The 16,982-nt window shown below is 67.4% G+C and carries 18 protein-coding genes; 10 read left to right on the top strand and 8 right to left on the bottom strand.

Translation table 11 applies throughout. From position 1 onward, the window contains the following. Nucleotides 1–2 precede the first annotated feature (2 nt). From otnK to ACEN9N_RS23675, 5 genes are read left to right on the top strand one after another with little or no spacing between them, the layout of a single operon-like run. Entirely contained in the window at nt 3–1,274 is a 1,272-nt protein-coding gene (gene otnK, locus ACEN9N_RS23695) for a 3-oxo-tetronate kinase (RefSeq protein WP_495654655.1), read from the top strand. Further along, nucleotides 1,271–1,936, top strand: coding sequence for a class II aldolase/adducin family protein (locus tag ACEN9N_RS23690; protein ID WP_495654654.1), 666 nt, complete (start codon nt 1,271–1,273; stop codon nt 1,934–1,936). Before otnK ends, ACEN9N_RS23690 begins: the two co-directional genes overlap by 4 nt. 13 nt (nt 1,937–1,949) lie before the next feature. Beyond that, entirely contained in the window at nt 1,950–2,768 is an 819-nt protein-coding gene (gene otnI / locus ACEN9N_RS23685) for a 2-oxo-tetronate isomerase (RefSeq protein WP_413334321.1), read from the top strand. Next, nucleotides 2,765–3,961 (top strand): amidohydrolase family protein, encoded by a 1,197-nt coding sequence (locus ACEN9N_RS23680; protein WP_413314064.1) that lies wholly within the window; start codon nt 2,765–2,767, stop codon nt 3,959–3,961. Before otnI ends, ACEN9N_RS23680 begins: the two co-directional genes overlap by 4 nt. Next, a complete protein-coding gene (locus tag ACEN9N_RS23675; RefSeq protein ID WP_007829136.1) occupies nt 3,958–4,428 on the top strand; it encodes a RidA family protein in 471 nt (156 codons plus the stop codon). The genes ACEN9N_RS23680 and ACEN9N_RS23675 overlap by 4 nt, the downstream gene beginning before the upstream one ends. Here ACEN9N_RS23675 and ACEN9N_RS23670 read toward each other — a convergent pair. The 8 genes from ACEN9N_RS23670 to ACEN9N_RS23635 form a co-directional block, all read right to left on the bottom strand. Continuing rightward, a complete protein-coding gene (locus ACEN9N_RS23670; RefSeq protein WP_007829134.1) occupies nt 4,421–5,086 on the bottom strand; it encodes a TetR family transcriptional regulator C-terminal domain-containing protein in 666 nt (221 codons plus the stop codon). The two genes, ACEN9N_RS23675 and ACEN9N_RS23670, sit on opposite strands and share 8 nt — an antisense overlap. Continuing rightward, the gene (locus ACEN9N_RS23665; protein ID WP_495654653.1) at nt 5,083–6,042 is read right to left on the bottom strand and encodes a PDR/VanB family oxidoreductase; all 960 of its coding nucleotides are present in this window, start codon (nt 6,040–6,042) and stop codon (nt 5,083–5,085) included. Before ACEN9N_RS23665 ends, ACEN9N_RS23670 begins: the two co-directional genes overlap by 4 nt. 30 nt (nt 6,043–6,072) lie before the next feature. Further along, a complete protein-coding gene (locus tag ACEN9N_RS23660) occupies nt 6,073–6,663 on the bottom strand; it encodes an NAD(P)H-dependent oxidoreductase (RefSeq protein WP_495654652.1) in 591 nt (196 codons plus the stop codon). 156 nt (nt 6,664–6,819) lie between these two features. After that, entirely contained in the window at nt 6,820–7,845 is a 1,026-nt protein-coding gene (locus ACEN9N_RS23655) for an ABC transporter substrate-binding protein (RefSeq protein WP_495654651.1), read from the bottom strand. A 56-nt stretch (nt 7,846–7,901) separates the two neighbouring features. Then, nucleotides 7,902–9,272: an FAD-binding oxidoreductase gene (locus tag ACEN9N_RS23650; RefSeq protein WP_495654650.1), complete on the bottom strand. Its 1,371-nt coding sequence runs from the start codon at nt 9,270–9,272 to the stop codon at nt 7,902–7,904. Nucleotides 9,273–9,392: 120 nt separating this feature from the next. Further along, nucleotides 9,393–10,280 (bottom strand): ABC transporter permease, encoded by an 888-nt coding sequence (locus tag ACEN9N_RS23645; RefSeq protein WP_495654649.1) that lies wholly within the window; start codon nt 10,278–10,280, stop codon nt 9,393–9,395. Next, complete coding sequence (locus ACEN9N_RS23640) at nt 10,258–11,052, bottom strand: ABC transporter ATP-binding protein (RefSeq protein WP_495656417.1); 795 nt, start codon at nt 11,050–11,052, stop codon at nt 10,258–10,260. Before ACEN9N_RS23640 ends, ACEN9N_RS23645 begins: the two co-directional genes overlap by 23 nt. Beyond that, nucleotides 11,052–11,873, bottom strand: coding sequence for a creatininase family protein (locus tag ACEN9N_RS23635; RefSeq protein WP_495654648.1), 822 nt, complete (start codon nt 11,871–11,873; stop codon nt 11,052–11,054). The genes ACEN9N_RS23640 and ACEN9N_RS23635 overlap by 1 nt, the downstream gene beginning before the upstream one ends. A gap of 194 nt (nt 11,874–12,067) precedes the next feature. Here ACEN9N_RS23635 and ACEN9N_RS23630 point away from each other — a divergent pair, with 194 nt between their 5' ends. From ACEN9N_RS23630 to ACEN9N_RS23610, 5 genes are read left to right on the top strand one after another with little or no spacing between them, the layout of a single operon-like run. Beyond that, complete coding sequence (locus ACEN9N_RS23630) at nt 12,068–12,583, top strand: hypothetical protein (RefSeq protein WP_007829115.1); 516 nt, start codon at nt 12,068–12,070, stop codon at nt 12,581–12,583. A 47-nt stretch (nt 12,584–12,630) separates the two neighbouring features. Then, complete coding sequence (locus tag ACEN9N_RS23625) at nt 12,631–13,797, top strand: cytochrome c oxidase subunit II (RefSeq protein ID WP_007829111.1); 1,167 nt, start codon at nt 12,631–12,633, stop codon at nt 13,795–13,797. 26 nt (nt 13,798–13,823) lie between these two features. Continuing rightward, nucleotides 13,824–15,590, top strand: a complete 1,767-nt coding sequence (ctaD, locus tag ACEN9N_RS23620) for a cytochrome c oxidase subunit I (RefSeq protein WP_495656416.1) — start codon at nt 13,824–13,826, stop codon at nt 15,588–15,590. A 59-nt stretch (nt 15,591–15,649) separates the two neighbouring features. Continuing rightward, entirely contained in the window at nt 15,650–16,267 is a 618-nt protein-coding gene (locus ACEN9N_RS23615) for a cytochrome c oxidase subunit 3 family protein (RefSeq protein WP_495654647.1), read from the top strand. 10 nt (nt 16,268–16,277) lie between these two features. Further along, on the top strand, nt 16,278–16,979 hold the full coding sequence (locus tag ACEN9N_RS23610; protein ID WP_007829105.1) for a heme-copper oxidase subunit III family protein: 702 nt from the start codon (nt 16,278–16,280) through the stop codon (nt 16,977–16,979). Nucleotides 16,980–16,982: the final 3 nt, after the last annotated feature.

Below are 16,982 nucleotides of genomic sequence, written 5' to 3'. Positions count from 1 at the left end.
CCATGGCCAAGCTCGTGCTCGGCTGCATTGCCGACGATTTCACCGGTGCCACCGATCTCGCCAACAACCTCGTGCGCGCGGGCATGCGCGTGGTGCAGGCCATCGGCGTGCCCGAAGGCCCGCTCGATGCCGACGTCGATGCCGTCGTCGTCGCCCTCAAGTCGCGCACCATCGCGCCGGCCGGGGCCATCGCGCAGTCTCTCGACGCATTGCGCTGGCTGCAGGCGCAGGGCGCGCGGCAGATCTACTTCAAGTACTGCTCCACCTTCGACAGCACGGCGCAGGGCAACATCGGCCCCGTGACTGAGGCGCTGATGGACGCGCTGCAATGCGACTTCACCATCGCCACGCCCGCCTTCCCCGACAACAAGCGCACCGTGTTCAAGGGCTACCTGTTCGCGGGCGAGGTGCTGCTCAACGAGAGCGGCATGCAGAACCACCCGCTCACGCCGATGACCGACCCGAACCTCGTGCGCGTGCTGCAGGCGCAGTGCAAGCGCAAGGTGGGCTTGATCGACTACACCGTGGTGGCGCGCGGCGCGGCCGCCATCGACGAGCGCATCGCACAGCTGAAGGCCGAGGGCGTGGGCATCGCCATCGTCGACGCGGTGTCGAACGACGACCTGCTGCGTATGGGCCCGGCGCTTGCGAAGATGCCGCTGCTCACCGCAGGCTCGGGCGTGGCCATCGGCCTGCCGGCCAACTTCGGGCTCGCGCCTTCGTCGCAGGCCAGTGCGTTGCCCAAGGCCGGTGGCAGGACCGCGGTGGTCTCGGGCAGCTGCTCGCTCGCCACCAACCGGCAGGTGCTCGATTTCATCCAGCGCGGCGGCGCGGCAATGGCCGTCGACCCATTGCGCATCGCCGCGGGCGTGGACGTTGCCGCCGAAGTGCTGGCCTGGGCCACGCCCTTGATCGACAAGGGCCCCGTGCTCGTCTACTCGACCGCCGAAGCCGGCGCCGTGAAGTCGGTGCAAGGCAGGCTCGGTGTCGAGGAGGCCGGCGCGATGGTCGAACGCACCATTGCAGCCATCGCGCGCGGCCTGGTCGAACGCGGCGTACACCAGCTGGTGGTGGCCGGCGGTGAAACCTCGGGTGCATGCGTGCAGGCGCTAGGCATCGCGCAGATGCAGATCGGCCCGCAGATCGACCCCGGTGTGCCGTGGTGCCACGCGCGCTCCGACGCCGCGCCCGAGACGGGTGTGCACATCGCACTGAAGTCCGGCAACTTCGGCAGTGACGATTTCTTCACCAAGGCATTTACAGTGCTCGCATGACCGAGAACGAAGCCCGCGAAGAAATCTGCCGCGTCGGCCGCAGCCTGTTCGAGCGCGGCTACGTGCATGCCACCGCCGGCAACATCAGCGTGCGGCTGGACGACGGCTTCCTGATCACACCGACCGACGCATGCCTCGGTTTTCTCGACCCGGCCCGATTGGCAAGGCTCGACGCACAAGGCCAGCAGACCAGCGGCGATCGCGCCAGCAAGACCATCGCACTGCACACGCGCATTTACGCCGCGACGCGCAGGTTCGATGCGAACACCGCCTGCGTGATCCACACACACAGCACGCACTGCGTTGCGCTCACGCTGAACGAACCGGGCGACGAACTGCTGCCCGCACTCACACCGTACTTCGTGATGAAGGTCGGCCACGTGCCGGTCATCCCGTACCACCGGCCCGGCGCGCCCGAAGCGGCCGAACAGGTGGCGCAGGCCGTCGAGCGCCTCGGCGCTGCCGGCACGCCGATCCGTGCCGTGATGCTCACGCGCCTGGGCCCCAATGTCTGGCACGACACGCCGGCCGCCGCCATGGCCGTGCTCGAGGAACTAGAGGAAACCGCCCGGCTTCAAATGCTTGCGAGCGCCGCAAGGCCTGCACCGCTGAACGCCGAACAGATCGATGAACTGCGCCGCACCTTCGGGGCGCGCTGGTAGTAGAAACACCCTCATGCCCCAATTCGCCGCCAACCTCTCGATGCTCTATCCGGAGCTCGCCTTTCTCGACCGCTTCGACGCCGCCGCGAAAGACGGCTTCAAGGCCGTGGAGTACCTCTTTCCGTACGACTTTTCGAAAGACGAGATCCTCGCAAGGCTGAAGCACAACGGCTTGCAGCAGGTGCTGTTCAACGGCCCTCCCGGCGACTGGAACGGCGGCGAACGCGGCCTGGCCTGCCTGTCCGGACGCGAGGCCGAGTTCCGCGAAGGCATCGCCAGGGCCATCGACTACGCCGTGGCGCTCGACTGCCCCCGCATCCACGTCATGGCCGGCCTCGTGCCCGAAGGCCTGGAGCGCGATGCGCTGCGGCCCGTGTACCTGGACAACCTGCGCTGGGCCGCGGCCGAAGCTGCCAAGGCAAACCGCGACGTGCTGATCGAGCCGATCAACACGCGTGACATTCCGGGCTTCTTCCTCAACCGCCAGGACCAGGCGCACGAGATCGTCGAGGCCGTCGGCGCACCGAACCTCAAGGTGCAGATGGACCTGTACCACTGCCAGATCGTCGAAGGCGACGTGGCCATGAAGATCCGCAAGTACCTGCCCACCGGCCGCGTCGGCCACATCCAGATCGCCGGCGTGCCAGAGCGCCACGAGCCCGACATCGGCGAGCAGAACTACCCGTACCTGTTCGACGTGATCGACGAAGTGTCGGCGCAGTGCGGATGGCAGGGCTGGGTCGGCTGCGAATACCGGCCGCGCCGCGGTTCGGAGCCGGGCGGCACCTCGGCCGGGCTCGGCTGGTTGCGCGCCTTGCAGCAGCGCGCATGAAGCTCGAAGCGCTGCGCATTCCGGTGCCGCTGCGAGGTTTCGCGGCGGGCGATGCGCAGCTGTTCGACGTCACGCTGGCCGGCGACAGGGTCGGGTCCGTCGTGGCCAGCGCTCAACAGCAGCACGCGCGCGGCACGCTGCTGAGCGCACTGGTCGAGGCGCATGCGCACATCGACAAGAACTACACCGTGCAGGACGTGGGTGCGGCGCAGGGCAATCTGTTCGCCGCCATCGACCGCATGAACAAGCACCGCGACAGCTGGACCGGCGAGTCGCTGCGCCTGCGCATGGAGCGCGCGCTGCACGACGCATGGCAATCGGGCGCGCGCGCGCTGCGCACGCACCTCGACTGGGTGCAGCCCGAGCCGCCCGCCGCCCTGCCCGTGTTCGAGGCACTGCGCGAAGAATGGCGTGGCCGCGTCGAGCTGCAGTTCGTTTCGCTCACGCCGCTCGACCTGTTCGCCGACCTTGCCGCCGGCGAGCGCATCGCATGCGAGGTGAAGCGTGCGGGCGGCGTGCTCGGCGCGTTCGTCTACCGCAACGAAGGCATCGTCCACAAGCTCGGGCGCGTGTTCGACCTCGCGCAGCAGCACGGGCTGGGGCTCGACTTCCATGTCGACGAAGGCCTCGACGCCGAAGCCAGCGGTCTGCGCAGCATCGCGCAACTGGTGCGTGCGCGCAATTTCAGGAACGGCGTGGCCTGCGGCCATGCCTGCTCGCTGTCGGTGCAGGGCGATGGAGTTGCCAATGAAACGCTGGCGCTGTGCGCCGGCGCGGGCATTCACCTCGTCGCGCTGCCCACCACCAACCTCTACCTGCAAGGCGCGTGGGACCGCACGCCCGTGCAGCGCGGCATCACGCGCATCCGCGAGGCGGCGGCATGGGGCTTGCGTGCAAGCCTGGCAACCGACAACGTGCAGGACGCCTTCTATCCCTACGGCAGCTACGACCTCCTGGAGACCTTCGGCCTTGGTGTGCAGATGGCGCACCTGGCCCCGGCCTCCGACTGGCTCGACGCCGTCACCGTGAGCCCCGCGAAAGCCCTGGGGCTCGCATGGGACGGGCGCATCGCGCCGGGCTGCCCGGCGGACCTGCTGGTGTTGGCGGCAACCGACGAACACGAACTCATCGGCCCGCGCGGACGGCAACGCACCGTCATCCGCGCCGGCCGGGTACTGGAGAAAACACAATGAGCATGGGCAAGCCAATGGCCAATTACGCCGCCGCCAGGCGCGTGGGCGATTTCGTCTTCATGAGCGGCGTGGTCGCGGTCGACCCCGCCACGCGCCGCGCAGTCGCAGGCTACGACGCGATTCCCGAGGCCGCACGCACCGCGCTGCAGGGTGTCGGCTACGCCACGGGGCAGATGTCGGTCGACGTGTTCGAGGCGCCCATCGTCGCGCAGAGCTGGTTCGTGCTCGAGCGCATCCGCCAGATCGCGGCCGAGCATGGCGGCACGATGGAAGACGTGGTGAAGCTGGTGCAGTACTTCCGCCACCTGCCGCACTACGCCTTCTACAACCGCGTGCGCGGCCTGTTCTATCCGGGCGAGCCGCCGGTGAGCACGGTGGTGGAGGTGTCGCGCTTCCTGCCGGGGGACGAAGTGCTGGTGGAAGTCGAAGCCACCATGTACCTGCCCCAGCGCTCGCCTTCTACTTGACGCCCGCACCCTTCAGCAGGAACTCCGTCACCTGCTCGATCAGGTAGCGCCGGTCCTTGTCGTCGCCCTGCTGGGCCACGTTGCGGAAGTACGCGGCCTGGGTGGCGTGGTCGGCGTAGAACTGCGTCACGGCCCAGATGTGGAACAGCACCAGCATCGGGTCGGCCTTGTCCATCAGGCCCTGGTTCATCCAGTTCTGGATCACGGCGGCGGCCTGGTCGGTGCGCTGCTTGCTCGTGTCCATCATGTCGTCGATGACCGGCGCGCCGCGCAACATCTCGGCGGTGAAGATGCGCGAGCGCAGCGGGTGCTCGAACGAGAACATCATCTTGCGCTGGATCAGGTCGCCCAGCACCTTGCGCGGGCCGAAGGCCTCGTCGCTGAAGCCGAACACCACGATCCAGTCGGTGAGGATGTCCTGCAGCACCTGGCGATACAGCGCTTCCTTGCTCTCGATGTAGTAGTGCAACTGCGCCTTCGAGAGCCCGGCCTTGTCGGCAATGGCCTGCGTCGATGCGCCGGCCAGCCCCTCGCTGGCGAACACTTCGATGGCGGCCTGGTTGATGAGGCCGAGCACCTGCGTGTACTTGCGCGAGCGGCCGCGCGTGGCGGGCGCCTCGCCGTCGCCTTCTTCGTTGATGGGAGGACGCGCGCTCACAGCTGGAGTTCCAGTTCCTGCCCCTTGGCGCGCGAGCAGCACAGGGCGACCTTGTGGCGGCGCTCGCTGCCCGTGAGGCAGAAGTCGCGATGCTCGGCGCCTTCGCCGTCGCCCTCGACCACGCAGGTGCCGCACAGGCCCTGCTGGCACGACACGGGGATGTCGATGCCGACTTCGTGCAGCGCGTCGACGGCAGTCTGGTCTGCGGCAACGGGCACGCTGATGCCGCGCCGTGCGAGCTTCAGCGTGAAGGGCAGGCCGGTTGGGGTACCGGCATCGGTGGGTGCGGCGAAATATTCGGCGTGCAGCGCGTCTTCGGGCCAGTGCGCGGCCGCGTCGCGCACCGCCTGCATGAAGCCGCCGGGGCCGCACACGTACAGGTGCGTGCCAGGTGCGGGTCGGGCCAGCAGCGCCCGCAGGTCGATACGCTGCGAGGCGTCGCCCTGGTCGAGATGCAGCCGCAGATGCGGCGCCAGCGCGGGGTCGCGCAGCGCGCCGGCAAAGGCCAGGTGCTCCTCGCTGCGCGCGAACACGCACAGCGTGAACGATGCGCCGCGCGCCGCGAGCGCCTGCGCCATCGCCAGGAGCGGCGTCATGCCGATGCCGCCGGCCATCAGCAGATGGTGCGCGGCCTCCTCGCGCAGCGGAAAGGTGTTGCGCGGCGCGCTGATCGCGAGCAGGTCGCCTTCGCGCACGCGCTCATGCATCGAGGCCGAACCGCCGCGGCTGTCGAGTTCGCGCTTCACGCCGATCACGTACGAGTTGGCGCCGCAAGGCGCGCGCGCCAGCGAATACTGCCGCGAGAACCCACCAGGCATGTGCACGTCGATGTGCGCGCCGGCCTCGTAGGCAGGCAGCGGCCGGCCCCACGGATGGGCCAGTTCGAAGGCCAGTATTTCAGGCGTCTGCCGCGAGATGCGTTCGACGCGTACGGTGAGCGTGCGTTCGAGGCTCATGGTGATGTGTCTCCCTGCTTTCTGCGTTCTCTAGATGCTGCCCAGCTTGCGCGACACGCGCTCGATGAAGTGGCTGCGGTCGCTTGCAGTCACGGCGTTCATGTCGTGCAGCTGCAGCCACGTCACCTTGCAGCGCCATGCGAACAGCGCGCGCAATGCGCGCGTGAACAGCCGCCGGCCCGGGTCGCCGATCATCATCACGAACCAGCGCGGCGAGCCGCCGGTGGTCACCACCGTGAGCCGCTGGATGTGCCGCAGCCCCGACTTCGCGATCTGCCCCTTGCGCTGCGCCGGCAGGAAGGCCACGCCCGGCAGCCACACCCGTTCGAGCCAGCCCTTGAGCATCGACGGCGGTCCGTGAAACCAGGTCGGAAACACGAACACCAGGTGCTCGGCCCATAGCAGCGCCTCGACGTGGGGTCTCACGCGTTCGCGGATCAGGTCGGGGTTGTCGAGGTAGGCGATGCGCTCTTCGCGGGTCAGCGTCGGGTCGAAGCCCTCGGCGTACAGGTCGATGGCCTTGACGGGGTGCCGCGGCTGGAGCGCTTCGAGCGCGGTGCGGTAGAGCGCGTGGTTGAAGCTGTCGGGGTTCGGATGGCAGTGGATGACTAACGTTTTCATGGTTGAGGGCCGGTTCGCTCAGCGTTTCTTTGTTGCTGGCGAGACGGGGTCAGAGCCCAGGGGATAAAAGGCCGCGCAGTGCCTTATGGCAACCCAGGCGCCGGCATCTGACCCCGGCGCAAGCCCCGCGCGACCCACGGGAAAAAACGAAGCCGCCTACTTGCCCGTCAGCTTCTTGCGGACGTCGACACCGACGCCCTTGTTCACGAACTGCGTGGTGACGACCTTCGACAGGTCGACCTCGCCCGGCTTGTACAGGCCGGCCTTGACCATCTTGTCGTAGAAGTCCTTCACGCGCGCCTCGTCCATCGCGCCGATGCCCTTGGCGAGCGATTCGCCGCTGTCGACGATGCCCATCTTCTTCATCAGCTCGATGGAGCCCTGCGATGCGGCCACGGGCGAATCGGGGTTGATCTTGGCGATCATCTCGTTGGCCGCCTTGTTGTCGCCGTAGAGGTAGTTGTTCCAGCCGATGATCGAGGCCTCGACGAACTTGCGCACCGTCTCGGGCCTGTTCTTGATCAGGTCGGCGCGCGTCTCGACGGTGGTCGAGTAGGTCGAGAAGCCGTTGTCGGCCAGCAGCTGCACCACCGGGTCGAAGCCGGCCTGGGCCTTGATCGACAGCGGTTCCGAAATCGCATAGCCCTGCTGGATCGATTTCTTGTCGGCCAGGAAGGGGCCGACGTTGAAGGTGTAGGGCTTGAGCTGCGAGTCCTTGAAGCCGTGCTCCGATTTCATCCACTGCCAGAAGCTGAACTGGCCGTCCTTGCCGATGAAGGCCACGGGCGCCTTGGCCATGTCCTTGAAGGTGTCGAAGCCCTGGCCCGGGTGCGCGAACATGGCCTGCGGGTCTTTCTGGAAGAAGGCCGCGACGACCACGGTGGGCACGCCGTTCTTCACGTTGTCGAAGGACTGCAGCAGGTTGCCGGTCATCAGGAAGTCGACCTTGCCGGCCGGCAGCATCGGCCGGTTGTTGACCATCGGGCCGCCCTGCTGGATATCGACGTCGAGGCCGTATTTCTTGTAGGTGCCGTCCACCAGCGCCTGGTAGAAGCCGCCGTGGCCGGCCTGCGCCTTCCAGTTGGTGGCGAATACCACTTTTTCCTGCGCCTGCGCGGCGAAGGCTGCGGTCAGCGCCAGGCCGAAGGCCAACGGGCGGAGATGGAAGGCGGGGATGCGCATGGGGACGTGCTCCTGTGGAGGTTTGGGTAAGTACGGGATGCGAAGACTATTCTTTTTCAGCGGTCGCGGGCCATGTCGGGCGACCAGCCGCGCGTTTTTCCGGGGTTCATCAAACCCATCGGATCGCTGCGCTTCTTGAACTCGATCTGCTGCGTGTCGATGGTCTTCATGCCGCCGTCCTCGATGGTGACGACATGCGGATTGAAGATCTTGCAGCCGCCCTGCGACTCGATCTCGCGGATCAGCTCGTACTGGTGGGCCTCGCCCTTCCAGCGCACGAGCAGGATGCCGAAGGTGCCGCACTCGCCGTTGGCGCGCGCGAAGTCCTGGTGCTGCAGCACGTCGTCGCCGAAGATTTGCAGATGCCGCTCGACCACGGCCGGGTCGAAGGGCTGGGCGTAGGCCACCTGCAGGTAGGTCCAGCTGCGATCGGCCTTCAGAGCCTGCAGCGTCGTGTGGTTGAAGGCGCACTCGTAGGCCGGGGGCAGGCCTTCGGCGAGCAGCTCGGCCTCGGTGCCGGCGACCGAGATCGTGCCGCCCTGTGCATCGGCCAGCGCACGAAAGTCCGCCATCGACCCGGGCGAGACCATGGCGAACACCGCATGCCGGTCGGCAGGAAAACGGTCGCGCATGGCCGTGTAGTAGGGCGAGAAGCGCGCCTCGACCGTGGACAGCAGGAAGATGTCGAGCGCGGGCGCCTGCGCCGCGACGGCGAAGGCTAGCGCGCCGCGGTACGTTTCGAACAGCACCGTGCAGTGCACCCATTCGACGGCCGGGCTCAGCGCGACCTCGACGTCGAGGATCACGCCGTTGGTTCCATAGGCGTGGTGCACTTGCTGGATCTCGTCGCCATGCAGCTCGATGACGCGCGGTTCGCGCTCCACCGTCATCACGCGCGCGCGCAGCAGGTTGCCGGGGTCGCGCAGGATGCCGTGGCGGAACGAGCCGATGCCGCCGAAGCCGCCCGCGATGAAGCCGCCGATGCTGGCCACGTGCCAGGTCGAGGGCCACATGCGCAGCGCCTGGCCGGTCTCGCGCGCCGCGAGGTCGATGTCGTGCATGCGCGCGCCGGCTTCGACGCGGATGCGTCCGGGCTGGATGTCGAGCACGCGGCACATCTGCGTCACGTCGAGCACGATGCCGCCTTCGAGTGGCACGCACTGGCCGTAGTTGCCGGTGCCGCCGGCGCGCACGGTGAGCGGCAGCTTCCATTTCGCGGCCACGGCGGCGGCCTGCCGCACGTCGTCTTCGGTGCTGACCTTGACGACGAGGTCGGCCACGCAGCCCGCGAGCTGCGCGGTGAGGATGGGGCTGTACCAGTAGAAGTCTTTCGACAGCTGCTTGCGTTGCGCCGGCGCGGTGATCACATTGAGGCCGCGCAGGTCATTGCGCACTGCGTCCCAGTCGGCGGCAGGCACGGAGTTCATGGAACTTCCTGTCGTCTCTGTTCGGGGAACACCGCGGAACCGGCTTTGCCGGGCCGCTGGTGTTGCCCCCGGTAGGGGGTTGGCGAAGCGACACGAAGTGCGCGAAGACTGGGGGCGAGCCTAGTTCTCACGGCGCATTTCGCTTTCGTGCCAATGCCCGAGCACCAGCCGCGACAAGGCTGCGAACACGATGAAGATCACGATGCCCAACAACGACACCAGCAGCAGCGCCGCGAACATCATCGGAATCTCGGTGCGGAAGCTCGACTCGAGAATGCGCGATGCAAGACCCGTTTCCTTGCCCGCCGTGCCGGCCGTGAACTCGGCCACCACCGCGCCGATCAGGCTCAGCCCGCCCGCGATCTTCAGGCCCGCCATGAAGTACGGCAGCGCGCTGGGCGCGAGCAGGTAGCGGAAGGTCTGCCACGGCGAGGCCTTGTAGAGCTGGAACAGGTCGCGAAGATTGCTGTCCGCGCTTTTCAGGCCGATGACGGTGTTCGACAGGATCGGAAAGAAGGCCACGATCCACGCGCACAGCAGCAGCGCCGCGGTGGTGTTCGACACGTAGATGAGGATCAGCGGCGCGATCGCGATGATCGGCGTCACCTGCAGGATCACGGCGATGGGGAACAGGCCGATTTCCACCCACTTGAAGAGCGCGAACGCGATCGCCAGAAGCACGCCCCCGACGATGGCCGCACCGAGCGCGAGCAGCGTGAGCTTGATCGTGAACCACAGGGCGCTGGAGAGCGAATCCCAGTTGTCGAACAGCGTGCGAAGAATGAGCGAGGGTGCGGGGAGGATGTAGTGCGGGATGTTGTTGGCGCGCACGGTCCATTCCCAGAGCAGCAGGAGCGCCGCGATGATGACGACGGGCGCCACGATGCGCAGCATCGACTCGCGGCGGCGCAGCTTGTCTTCGTGGGCGCGCAGCGCGGCCTCGGAGGGCACCGCATCCGCATTGGCGTCCGCGAGGGCGACGGGCTCAGTGATCGATCTCGAGGCCATGCAGCGCTCCGTGCAGGGATTGGGACACCGCCGTGCAATGCGCGTTGTAGCGGCTCGATGTGCGGAACTCTTCGCCGCGCGGGTAGGGCTCGTCGATGCGGATCTCGTCGATCACGCGCCCCGGGCGCGCCGCCATCACGACGATGCGGTTCGACAGGTACACCGACTCGTACACGCTGTGCGTGACGAACACCACCGAGAAGCGGTGCTCGCGCCAGATGGCCAGCAGGTCGTTGTTGAGCTTGATGCGCGTCATCTCGTCGAGCGCGGCAAAGGGCTCGTCCATCAGCAGCAGGCGCGGGTGCGTGACCAGCGCGCGCGCGATCGACACGCGCATCTTCATGCCGCCCGAGAGCTCGCGCGGATACACGTCGGCAAAGCGCGAGAGGCCGACCATCTCGAGCACCTGCTGCACCACCGGCGCCGCTGCGTCGCGGCTCATGCCGGCGAGCTTGAGCGGCAGCCACACGTTGTCGAACACCTTGGCCCAGGGCATGAGCGTGGGCTCCTGGAACACGAAGCCCAGGTCGCGGTCGCTCTGCGTCTTTCCGGTGTTGGCACCCGACCAGTGCATGTCGCCCGAACTGAGGCGCGTGAGCCCCGCGATGAGGCGCAGCGCGGTGCTCTTGCCGCAGCCTGAGGGGCCCAGGAAGCTGATGAAGTCGTGCTCGCCGATGTCGAGCGTCATGCCCTGCAGCGCGAGCGTGCCGTTCGCGAAACGCTTGCTGACGTTGCGCAGGGTGACCAGGCGCGGTGGAGTGGGGACGGACATCATTTCCAGGCCGGTTCGTTGGCGAGGCGCGAGAGCGGAAAGCGGTCGACTTCTTGCAGCAGCTCGACGAAGCGGCGGCCCACGTGGTCGAGCACGGCGGCGCCCTTTTCGGCGGTGGCGCGCGTGGCGTCGCCGGCCGCGCCCGCGGGGTTGATGTCGTGCATCTGCCAGCCGAGCTTGCCGCTGGGGGTGATCGACAGGAACTTGTTCTCGGCGGCCAGTTGCTCCGTCATCGAGCTGAAGTTCTGGAACTGGTCCTTGCGCACGCAGTCGGGCGCGAGGTGCAGCATGACCGAGCTTTCGAGATCCCCGGCGTGAATGCCGTGCCGGCCCTCGTGCGCGGTGAACAGGCCCTCGGGCAGGCCCAGCGTGTACCAGTTGGCGGCCACGACCATCATGTCGTGTTCCTCGCGCAGGTCGCGCGCAACGATGTCCATCACGCTCATCTGGCCGCCGTGGCTGTTGTAGAGCACCAGCTTGCGCACACCGGCCTTCGCGACGCAGGCGCCGATGTCCTTCCACAGCGAGATCAGCGTGTTGGCGGACACCGTGAGCGTGCCCGGATAGCGCGAATGCTCGTTGCTCTTGCCGTAGGGCACGGTGGGCAGAAACAGCACCGGCAGGTCGTCGGGCAGGTGCGGCAGCGTGGCGTGCACCATGCCGTCGATGGTGGCGGTGTCGGTCGACATCGGCAGGTGCGGGCCGTGCTGCTCGGTCGCGCCCACGGGCAGCACGGCAATGAGCCGTTCACGGTCGAGGCGGGAGAACTCTTCGCTGGTCAGGTCGGACCAGAAACGGCTGCGCAAGGGGACCGGGTTCATCGTGGCGTACCTCGTGGTGACGGGCAGTAGGAGCGGGGATGATGATCTAAATCATCCATTCGGTCAAAAAAAGATGGATTGGCGGGTTACCCACGCCGCGGCCGCCGAATGCAGCACCCCTTGATGGCGGCTCTCCTTGGGCATATAAGTCGTTCATGTTTCCTCGGCTTGTCGCAAGGCGGAAAGGGGACGCTATGAAGAGACGCATCTACTGGCTGATGCCGGACCTGGCGAGCGCCAGGCGGGCGATGGACGATCTGGTGCGGGCGCGCGTCGACGTTGCGCGCATTCATTTCGCCGGACCGGAAGGCATGGACATGGCCGGGCTCCATGCGGCCAACGTGTGGCAGACCTCGGACGTGGTCCACGCAGCCAAGACCGGGTGGGCGGTCGGCAGCGCCTGCGGCATCGTCGTCGGCCTCATGGCTGCCCTGATGTTTCCGATCTTCGGCGACGATCCCGAATGGGAAGTGGCCGTGCTGGTGGCCGTCGTGGGTGGCGTGGTCGGCACTTGGTCGGCCAGCATGATCGGCATTTCCATCCCCAGTCCCAGGCTGCAGCGTTTCGAGGGCGCCATCGCGCAGGGACAGATCCTGCTGATGGTGGACTTGCCGCGTTCGCGCGTGCGGGACATCGAGGCGCTGCTGCAGTCTGCGCATCCCGAGGCCCGGTTCGAGGGCGAAGAGCCGCGAATCCCGGCGTTTCTCTGAAGCGCGAATGAGCCCTGAACCCATGATGCCGAGCCGAGGGACCGCACATGATCATGGCCGTCGCCCTGTTGCTCATCGTGCTCGGCTCGGTGCTGTTCCACGTCTTCAATCCATGGTGGACGACGCCCCTGGCTTCGAACTGGCAGCCGATGGACGACACCCTGACCATCACGCTGGTGATCACGGGGATCTTCTTCGTCGTCATCAACGTGTTCGTCGCCTACATGCTGGTGCGCTTTCGCCATCGCGAGGGGCACCGGGCGGCGCATGAGCCCGAGAACAGGAAGCTCGAGCGCTGGCTGATCGGCGGCACCACCGTCGGCATCATGGCGCTGCTGGCGCCCGGCCTCGTGGTGTACGCGAACTACGTCAGGGAGCCCCGCGACGCCCTCGTGCTGGAGGTGCTGGGCCAGCAATGGCAATGGCGCTTCCGCTTCCCGGGGCCGGACGGCAAGCTGGGCGCGAGCGACGCGCGCTTCGTCAGCGCCACCAATCCATTCGGGATCGACCCGGGCGACCCCGCCGGGCAGGACGACCTCCTGATCCCCGGCGACGAGGTGCACCTGCCGCTCGGCAAGCCGGTGCTGGTGCTGATGCGCTCGAACGACGTGCTGCACGATTTCTTCGTGCCGCCGTTCCGCGCCCGGATGAACATGGTGCCGGGGCAGGTCAGCCGCTTCTGGTTCACCCCGAGCGTCGCGGGCCGCTACGAGGCGCTCTGCGCGCAGCTGTGCGGCGTGGGCCATCCCAACATGCGCGGTTATGTGGTGGTGGAGGACCCGGCGAACTACAAGGCCTGGTACGCGGCGCTGCCGAGCTTCGCCAAGTCGCAGGCCAAGGCGCCCGAGGCGCCGGCCGCTCCGGCCGGCGCCTCTGCGGCAGGCGGCGCACGCGTCGAGCAGGGCCGCGCGCTGGCGGACGCCAAGGGCTGCGTGGCCTGCCACACGATCGACGGCAGCCCGCGCGTGGGGCCGACCTGGAAGGGCCTGCACGGCAAGACCGAGACGATGGCGGACGGCTCCACCGCGCTGGTCGACGAAACCTATCTGCGCAGCTTCATCCGCGATCCGCAGGCCCGCCATGTGAAGGGCTTCCCGCCGGTCATGCCCAAGATCGAAATGACCGATGAAGAACTGGCCGCGCTGGTGGCCTACATCCAGAGTCTGGGCAGCCCGCCGGCGCAGGCTGCCGCCGAACAGAAGGCTGCGCGATGAACTCTTCTTCGCCCACGGGGCAGGCCATGTCCCACGCCGACGACGCCGGGCACCCCGCGCCGCGGAGTTTCCTGACCCGCTACGTCTGGAGCCAGGACCACAAGGTGATCGCCGTCCAGTACGCCTGCACCGCCATCGCGGTGGGCGTGGTGGGCGTGGTGCTGTCCAACCTGATGCGGCTGCAGCTCGGCTTTCCGGGCCAGTTCGACTTCATCAACGCCGAGCGCTACTACCAGTTCGTGACCATGCACGGGATGATCATGGTGATCTACCTGCTCACGGCGCTGTTCCTCGGCGGCTTCGGCAACTACCTGATCCCGCTGATGGTGGGGGCGCGGGACATGGTCTTTCCCTACCTCAACATGCTGAGCTTCTGGGTCTACCTGCTGTCGGTGGTGGTCCTGATGGCGAGCTTCTTCGTCCCGGGCGGACCGACCGGCGCGGGCTGGACGCTGTATCCGCCGCAGTCGATCCTGCCCGGCACGCCGGGCCATGCGGGCGGCATCGTGCTGATGCTGGTGTCGCTGCTCATCTTCATCGTGGCGACCACGATGGGCGGCCTCAACTACGTGACCACCGTGCTGCAGGCGCGCTGCGAAGGCATGACGCTGCTGCGCATGCCGCTCACGGTGTGGGGCATCTTCGTCGCCACCATCCTTGCGCTGCTCGGCTTTCCGGCACTGTTCGTCAGCGGCGTGATGCTGCTGCTCGACCGGACGCTGGGAACCAGCTTCTTCATGCCGGCGCTGGTGTCGATGGGCCAGGTGACGGGCTACAAGGGCGGCAGCCCGCTGCTGTTCCAGCACCTGTTCTGGTTCTTCGGCCATCCGGAGGTCTACATCGTGGCGCTGCCGGCCTTCGGCATCGTCTCCGACCTGATCAGCGTGCACGCGCGCAAGTGCATCTTCGGCTACCGCATGATGGTGTGGGCCATCGTCGCCATCGGCGCGCTCAGCGTGGTGGTCTGGGCGCACCACATGTTCGTGAGCGGCATGAACCCGTACTTCGGCTTCTTCTTCGCGACCACCACGCTGATCATCGCGGTGCCCACCGCGATCAAGGTCTACAACTGGATCCTGACGCTGTGGCGCGGCGACATCCACCTGACGGTGCCGATGCTGTTCGCGCTGGCCTTCCTCTGCACCTTCCTCATCGGCGGGCTGACCGGCCTGTTCCTTGGCAACGTGAGCGTGGACATCCCGCTCTCGGGCACCTATTTCGTGGTGGCGCACTTCCACATGGTGATGGGTGTGGCGCCGCTGCTGGTGGTGTTCGGTGGCATCTACCACTGGTTTCCCAAGGTCACGGGCCGCATGCTCGACGACCGGCTCGGCCAGCTGCATTTCTGGATCACCTTCCTGGGCACCTACCTGATCTATTTCCCGATGCACTACCTCGGGGTGCTGGGCATGCCGCGGCGCTACTACAACTTCGACGGCTACAAGTTCATCCCGCCCTCGGCATTCACCCTGAACACGTTCATCACCGTGGTCGCGCTGATCGTCGGCGTGGCGCAGCTGCTCTTCATCGCCAATCTCGCCTGGAGCGCCTGGCGCGGACAGCGGGCCGACGCCAATCCATGGCGTGCCGCCTCGCTCGAATGGCAGACGCCCGCCACGCCGCCGGGCCACGGCAACTGGGGGCCGCGGCTGCCGGTGGTCTACCGGTGGGCCTATGCCTATGGAGAGCCGGGCGCGGCGGAAGATTTCATCGCGCAGAACGCGCCGCCGCAGGCCGGGGCCGGGGAGCCCGAGCCGGAAGGCCAGAGCGAGGTCCGGGGAGCGCCGGCATGAGCGCAGCGCCGGGCCGTTCCCAAGCAAGCTCGCACCGCAGTGCGCAGCACGGAGGTCTCTTGACGACCGCGGTTGCCGCCTGGAGCGACCGCGGCGGCCGGCCCCGCGATGCGCGCGCGAGCGCGGCCAGCATCGGCCTGTGGGTCTTCATGGGCGTGGCCACCGCGCTGTTCTCGCTCTTCATCGTGGCCTACGTGATGCGCATGAGCGGCGACGACTCGATGACGATCGCGCTGCCGTGGCAGCTCTGGCTCAGTTCGGCGCTGCTGGTGGCGGGCAGCGTGGCGCTGCAAGGGGCCGGTGGCGCATCGCGCGGCGCCGACCCGATGCGGGCGCGCCGCCTGCTGCTGGCGGGAGGCCTCTGCGCGGTGGGCTTCCTGGGCGTGCAGCTGTGGGCCTGGCAGGCGCTGCTGAGCGCGCAGGTGATGCCGGCCGGCAATCCGGCGGGCAGCTTCTTCTATCTGTTGACCGCGATGCACGGGCTCCACCTGGCAGGTGGGCTGGTCGGGTGGGCCTGGACGGCGCACGCCGCATGGCCCGATCCCGCCAGGGCCGCATGGCGCATCGCGCTGTGCGCGCGCTACTGGCACTTCATGCTGGCGGTGTGGCTGGTGCTGTTCGCGCTGCTGGGGTGGGTGACGCCGGAGGTGGCGCGCTTCGTCTGCGGCACATCCTGAGGAGGCATCCATGAACAACACCGCAACCATCGCGGCAACGCCGTTGAATCCGACCCTTGCCGCAAGCGGCTGGCGCGGGCTGATTGCCGACTGGTCTTCCGATCGCCAGGCGTTCCACGTCTCGTGGGGCAAGGCGATGATGTGGATCTTCCTGCTCAGCGACACCTTCATCTTCAGCTGCTTCCTGACCGGCTACATGACGGTGCGCGTCTCGACCACCGTGCCGTGGCCCAACCCGAGCGAGGTGTTCGCGCTCCACGTGGCGGGCGCCGACGTCCCGTTGCTGCTGATCGCGATCATGACCTTCGTGCTCATCAGCAGCAGCGGCACGATGGCGATGGCCGTCAATTTCGCCTACCGCCGCGACCGCGTGAACGCCGCCACGCTGATGATCGTGACCGCGACCCTCGGCGAACTCTTCGTCGGCATGCAGGCCTTCGAGTGGTCCAAGCTGATCCTGCATGAAGGCGTGCGGCCCTGGGGCAACCCGATGGGCGCGGCGCAGTTCGGCTCGACCTTCTTCATGATCACGGGCTTTCACGGGCTGCACGTGTCGGCCGGCGTGGTCTTCCTGTTCACCGTGGCCTTCAAGCTGATCCGCGGCGACTACGACAAGAAGGGCAACTACCAGATCGTCGAGATCGCCGGGCTGTACTGGCACTTCGTGGACCTCGTGTGGGTCTTCATCTTCGCGCTGTTCTATCTCTGGTGAGGA

Source organism: Variovorax sp. Varisp46, from assembly GCF_059491885.1.
Note: the sequence above shows the minus strand (reverse complement) of the source record. Positions and strands in the feature narration are given on the sequence as shown.

What these genes read in the sequence shown, in the direction of transcription:
- otnK (WP_495654655.1), top strand. Translation starts at nt 3, where the DNA reads ATGGCCAAGCTCGTGCTCGGCTGCATTGCCGACGATTTCACCGGTGCC.
- ACEN9N_RS23690 (WP_495654654.1), top strand. Translation starts at nt 1,271, where the DNA reads ATGACCGAGAACGAAGCCCGCGAAGAAATCTGCCGCGTCGGCCGCAGC.
- otnI (WP_413334321.1), top strand. Translation starts at nt 1,950, where the DNA reads ATGCCCCAATTCGCCGCCAACCTCTCGATGCTCTATCCGGAGCTCGCC.
- ACEN9N_RS23680 (WP_413314064.1), top strand. Translation starts at nt 2,765, where the DNA reads ATGAAGCTCGAAGCGCTGCGCATTCCGGTGCCGCTGCGAGGTTTCGCG.
- ACEN9N_RS23675 (WP_007829136.1), top strand. Translation starts at nt 3,958, where the DNA reads ATGAGCATGGGCAAGCCAATGGCCAATTACGCCGCCGCCAGGCGCGTG.
- ACEN9N_RS23665 (WP_495654653.1), bottom strand. Translation starts at nt 6,042, where the DNA reads ATGAGCCTCGAACGCACGCTCACCGTACGCGTCGAACGCATCTCGCGG.
- ACEN9N_RS23660 (WP_495654652.1), bottom strand. Translation starts at nt 6,663, where the DNA reads ATGAAAACGTTAGTCATCCACTGCCATCCGAACCCCGACAGCTTCAAC.
- ACEN9N_RS23655 (WP_495654651.1), bottom strand. Translation starts at nt 7,845, where the DNA reads ATGCGCATCCCCGCCTTCCATCTCCGCCCGTTGGCCTTCGGCCTGGCG.
- ACEN9N_RS23650 (WP_495654650.1), bottom strand. Translation starts at nt 9,272, where the DNA reads ATGAACTCCGTGCCTGCCGCCGACTGGGACGCAGTGCGCAATGACCTG.
- ACEN9N_RS23645 (WP_495654649.1), bottom strand. Translation starts at nt 10,280, where the DNA reads ATGGCCTCGAGATCGATCACTGAGCCCGTCGCCCTCGCGGACGCCAAT.
- ACEN9N_RS23640 (WP_495656417.1), bottom strand. Translation starts at nt 11,052, where the DNA reads ATGTCCGTCCCCACTCCACCGCGCCTGGTCACCCTGCGCAACGTCAGC.
- ACEN9N_RS23635 (WP_495654648.1), bottom strand. Translation starts at nt 11,873, where the DNA reads ATGAACCCGGTCCCCTTGCGCAGCCGTTTCTGGTCCGACCTGACCAGC.
- ACEN9N_RS23630 (WP_007829115.1), top strand. Translation starts at nt 12,068, where the DNA reads ATGAAGAGACGCATCTACTGGCTGATGCCGGACCTGGCGAGCGCCAGG.
- ACEN9N_RS23625 (WP_007829111.1), top strand. Translation starts at nt 12,631, where the DNA reads ATGATCATGGCCGTCGCCCTGTTGCTCATCGTGCTCGGCTCGGTGCTG.
- ctaD (WP_495656416.1), top strand. Translation starts at nt 13,824, where the DNA reads ATGTCCCACGCCGACGACGCCGGGCACCCCGCGCCGCGGAGTTTCCTG.
- ACEN9N_RS23610 (WP_007829105.1), top strand. Translation starts at nt 16,278, where the DNA reads ATGAACAACACCGCAACCATCGCGGCAACGCCGTTGAATCCGACCCTT.